This is a genomic window from Desulfosporosinus sp. I2, from assembly GCF_000960765.1.
Taxonomy (GTDB): domain Bacteria; phylum Bacillota; class Desulfitobacteriia; order Desulfitobacteriales; family Desulfitobacteriaceae; genus Desulfosporosinus.
This window is the reverse complement of the sequence record NZ_JYNH01000224.1, coordinates 1-4524: the sequence shown is the minus strand read 5'-3', so window position 1 is coordinate 4524 and position 4524 is coordinate 1. Positions and strand designations below refer to the sequence as shown.

Here is a 4524-nt window from a genome sequence, read left to right as displayed (position 1 = left end):
GCAAGGCTAGTGACTACAGACATATCAATTTTGAATATTCCGAAGGGTGAAATAGCTGGCCGAATCGTTCTTTCGGTTTAATCACACTCAATAAACCTTAGTAACAACAGAAAGACCTCTCAGAGGTCTTTCTGTTGTTACTAGGATTATCATACACAAAAATTCGCTCTGTCTTATCGCCCGAATGACCAAAATTTTATCAACAATATGAAACTCATTTAGCTGCTTAATCCAATTGGAAAACAAGCCCAGGACTACATTCGGAAATAATCCCGGCAAGATCGTGGGTAAAGTGAAATTTTACGCCTGGGCCACAGTTCGGCCAAAAGATTTAGGACTTTCAAGTGATCTGCTGAAAAATCTTGTATTTTTACAACTTGAACGGTATGATAACGTATAAGTAGTAGTTAGGTGGTGAGCCTGTGCCAGAAAAGCCTTATGTTCCACCATATAGTGTCACAGATGTAATCATTCACCTGGTCGCTGAAATCAGCGAGCTAGTGGGCGTTATTACTGTAAAAAGCGAAACTGCGGTGAACCCTCATTTGCGCAGGGATAATCAAATACGGACCATTCATTCGTCACTGGCAATTGAGAACAACTCGCTGTCATTGGAACAAATGACGGACATTATTAACGGTAAACGTGTTCTTGGCTCACCCAATGAAATACGCGAAGTTAAAAATGCTTTTGATGTTTACAGCCTTATGCTTACATTCGACTCATTTAATATGGATGATCTATTGAAATCCCATAAGATATTGATGGCGGAGCTAACAAATGAAGCTGGGCGTTTTCGTTTTAGTGGTGTTGGTGTCTTTGCGGGAGAAAAGCTGGTGCATATGGCCCCGCCTGCAGATGTTATACCTAAGTTGATAAGTGATCTGATTCACTGGGTCAAAACAACTGATACTCATCCTCTCATCAAAAGTTGCGTGTTTCACTATGAGTTCGAATTTATCCATCCGTTTGCTGACGGAAATGGACGTATGGGGCGTATGTGGCAGACGCTTTTATTAAGTCGCTGGAAACCAATCTTTAACTGGTTGCCTGTGGAGACTTTAATCCGCGAACGTCAACAGGAGTATTACACCATATTGGCTGTTGCCGACAAAGCAGCGGATTCTACAGCTTTTGTTGAATTTATGCTCCGCGTTATCCGAGATGCTTTAAATGATCTTATGCTAACCGAACAAGTTCGCGAGCAAGTTACCGATCAAGTCGAGCGCCTGATGTCCGCTTTAGGCAGCGAAACGCTGTCCGCAAAAGAGCTTTTGGAGCGGCTTGGACTTAAGCACCGTCCAACGTTCAGCAACAATTATTTGCGCCCCGCGCTGGAACTTGGCTTGATTGAGATGACTGTTCCTGACAAGCCAAACAGCAGCAAGCAGCAGTATCGGGCTGTAAAACGAAATAGTGACTAATATGGATGTTAATCTAATGATGATTGTTAAATGGCCATGTATATTCCGCTTTTCTCAGCCGCCTATTCCCGCTACTCGGATGCTCGGCCAGATGCCCCTCGCCTTATTTCTCTCGATGAAGCCTTTGCCGGAGTCGATTAAAATAACATCCGAGATATGTTTGACCTTCTAAAACTGGTCAAGCGGGTTATCAAGAAGGGATACTAAGAATATATAACAAAATCAAATGATGATATCAGCTTTATTCTTGTGGATGATCCTGTTCAAACGATGGATGATATCAATATTGCTTCACTTATTGAAGTGTTGCGAAATGATTCTGCTGAAAAACAAATAATTCTATCGACACATGAAACTGATAAAGAAAACTATATTCTTTATAAATTCTTGAAATATAATTTAAAAGGCCAATCTTTTAATGTGAAGGAAAAGCTTTATCTGTAGTCTTCTAATCATATTTCATTTGACATATCAACCTCTGATTATCCTAATTTCTGCTTCTAATGCACCTTTCCTTTGGAACAAACTGATTATATCAAAAGAGGTTTTAGTTAATGGGTCTTAATTAACCAAAGGCCATACCTTACCTGTAGAAAACCACCAAGTATTTAAAGGAGGAAAAGAACCTGAAACCCATCGTCTTTATCGATACCGAAATTGAACCGAAAAGTGGAAAAATACTTGATATCGGTGGTGTCAAGGGCGTTGGCAGTTCATTTCACTCCAATTCTATGGTTGACTTCGCCAAGTTTCTCTATGGGTCGGAATATGTTTGCGGTCACAATATCTTCAATCATGATTTTAAATACATTCAAAATGCACTCATTTATGCTGGCATTGATGATACAAATATCATTGATAGTCCCTGCTGTTAATGGAAGATGTCAAGCATGAGCAATTGCTGATGGTGACATTTTCAAGATCGGCTGCTACGGAATTCAAGAAGCGTTTGTTAAAGCTGATCGGCAATGCCGCCAACTTCATCGAGATCAAAACCTTTCATTCTTACTGCTTTGACTTATTGGGCAGAGTGGGATCACTGGAAAAGTCAGGCGAGATCATTCTGGAAACGATTAAGCGGATCAAGAACGGACAAGTTGAACCGGGCAGGATTACGAAAACGGTCTTGGTCATTGATGAAGCCCAAGACATGGATGCCCGTCAAATACAGTGAGTATGCAGTGAATCCGACGTAACTGGGAGCTAAGCCAAAAGAAAGGTTTAAGCCTAAATCACTATTTGGTATACTTATTCCGTAAAATCCAATCATTAATTGGAGACAGAATGAAGATCGCTTTATTGGATGGTGCTATTTGATTGTACGGCCGATAACATTTCCCTTCACCAAGAAGCCTGCGAATAGAGCAAGAACCTAGTTTACACTGGTTTTTGCTCTATTTCTATACACTTTTTTATTTGACGGTTACGTCTTAAAAGCAGCTGGTTAAGCCTGTGGCGGATCGAAAAGGTCGTTCGGTTGTGGTATCTATTACCCTAACGAACTTGCCTTCCCAGCGAAGATCACGCTGTAAAAAGGGCTTAATAATACTAAATAAAATGATTGCCCAATGTTAATACTCTAGAATATACTATAGGTATATGACTTCTTTGCGTTTATGCTGAGTTAAATAATAGAAAAGGAGTAAGTTATGAAAAAGCGAAACTTTTTGTGGGCATTTATTTCTTTAACTTTTATATTCTTTTTAGTATTAATAATTAATTCAAATCTCATCAATTCTTATAAATCAGTTAATCAAAATTCTAGAAATAAAGATCAAATACAGGATATATTGTCATCCGACTCAATGAATATAAATATCAACTGGTCTCCGGATAGCAAAATGGTTGCATTTATTAAAAGAGATACTAATAAATTAATGATTTGGAAAGTTAAAGAAGAAAATGCCGAAATTATTATGGATAATAATGATTTTAAAAAGTTCATTTGGTCTCCAGATAGTAGTTATTTATTAGCTTGTACTCCTATGGGTACAGATGTTACTCTCTTTCAGTCAACAATTATTAAAGCTCAAGATCTGAGTCCAAATAATTATGGTGTTGTATCAAGATATTTTCCTGTCTGGAGTTTTAACAGTAAATATTTAGTCTTTGATGGTATAGAAACCGATAAGAGCAAGCAATGGTCAGCAATTACTGCCATTTCCTTGGAAACCGGAAAAGCAAAAACACTAGTCAAATCTGAAAATACTTCTATAACCTACCAAATAGTATACTGGAATAGCCAAAATATTATTGACTATTTGGAAATTCATGATGAAGCAAATCAAAATATAGAAAAATCGATTGTGTTTAACTCTTCCGATTTCAAATAACTCTCCCTTTATAGTCTTTATATACCTTTTACCCAAATGTCCAACATCGTCTCACATACGCTTAATAAATAGATTATATTTTTGGACAAACCTGAGTAACACCTTTGTCCATATGGACATACATATAAAGTAAACACTCCACAAGCAGTGTTGAAATTATTAAGAAAGAGGGTTACTTTAATGTCCTTAGGTGTTGATTGTTTTAGTCCAGTTTCAAGTACAACTGTTAAGTTGTCTTAGTTCAAATGGATATAGTTTTGTTTGCCGTTACTATTGCGCAAGTAATACTAATCCCAAACTGCTTAAACATGATGAAGCGAAACTTATCTCCGACGGGGGATTGAGTGTTGTTACAGTATATGAAGATTATAACAATTCAGTTAGTTATTTTGATTATAATCAAGGCTATGCTCAATGTAATAACGCGATTGGGAAAGCAGAACTTGTAGGACAGCCCTATAATACAACTATTTATTTTGCAGTTGACTTTGATGCTACTACCAGTGATCTACCAGCTATTAAAGAGTATTTCCGTGGCGTTTCCGCTGCAATTGACTTATTACCTGTCAAGTAATAGGAGGGCGTTGGGACATTGTNTTTTATGGGTAGCTATTTTTGAGTTAGCAATATTTAGGACTTTACGGCGTTTTATAGAACATGGCAAAACGTATGCCTGGAGTAACGGGCAAATTTTGTTCAAATTATAATATTTATCAATTCCAAAATGATGTAACAATTTGTAGTTTGTCGTTCGATAAGGATCAATC

The 4524-nt window shown here is 37.6% G+C and carries 6 protein-coding genes; all 6 read left to right on the top strand.

What is annotated here, in order from left to right:
• Positions 1 to 422 precede the first annotated feature (422 nt).
• The 6 genes from UF75_RS24770 to UF75_RS24755 all read left to right on the top strand — a co-directional run bounded on the left by UF75_RS24770 (position 423) and on the right by UF75_RS24755 (position 4331).
• Positions 423 to 1424, top strand: coding sequence for a Fic family protein (locus UF75_RS24770; RefSeq protein WP_045577185.1), 1002 nt, complete (start codon positions 423 to 425; stop codon positions 1422 to 1424).
• A gap of 30 nt (positions 1425 to 1454) precedes the next feature.
• Complete coding sequence (locus UF75_RS27775) at positions 1455 to 1565, top strand: SbcC/MukB-like Walker B domain-containing protein (protein WP_082075340.1); 111 nt, start codon at positions 1455 to 1457, stop codon at positions 1563 to 1565.
• A gap of 108 nt (positions 1566 to 1673) precedes the next feature.
• Positions 1674 to 1868: a hypothetical protein gene (locus UF75_RS28770; RefSeq protein WP_197079536.1), complete on the top strand. Its 195-nt coding sequence runs from the start codon at positions 1674 to 1676 to the stop codon at positions 1866 to 1868.
• Between the two features lie 430 nt (positions 1869 to 2298).
• Positions 2299 to 2598 (top strand): UvrD-helicase domain-containing protein, encoded by a 300-nt coding sequence (locus tag UF75_RS24765; RefSeq protein WP_348983103.1) that lies wholly within the window; start codon positions 2299 to 2301, stop codon positions 2596 to 2598.
• A gap of 475 nt (positions 2599 to 3073) precedes the next feature.
• A complete protein-coding gene (locus UF75_RS24760; protein ID WP_045577183.1) occupies positions 3074 to 3757 on the top strand; it encodes a hypothetical protein in 684 nt (227 codons plus the stop codon).
• A gap of 193 nt (positions 3758 to 3950) precedes the next feature.
• Positions 3951 to 4331 (top strand): DUF1906 domain-containing protein, encoded by a 381-nt coding sequence (locus UF75_RS24755; RefSeq protein ID WP_207642504.1) that lies wholly within the window; start codon positions 3951 to 3953, stop codon positions 4329 to 4331.
• The last annotated feature ends 193 nt before the right edge of the window (positions 4332 to 4524 follow it).

Bases quoted from the DNA above. Each gene is read 5' to 3' on its own strand.
- UF75_RS27775 (WP_082075340.1), top strand. From the start codon at position 1,455: ATGGCCATGTATATTCCGCTTTTCTCAGCCGCCTATTCCCGCTACTCG.
- UF75_RS24765 (WP_348983103.1), top strand. From the start codon at position 2,299: ATGGAAGATGTCAAGCATGAGCAATTGCTGATGGTGACATTTTCAAGA.
- UF75_RS24760 (WP_045577183.1), top strand. From the start codon at position 3,074: ATGAAAAAGCGAAACTTTTTGTGGGCATTTATTTCTTTAACTTTTATA.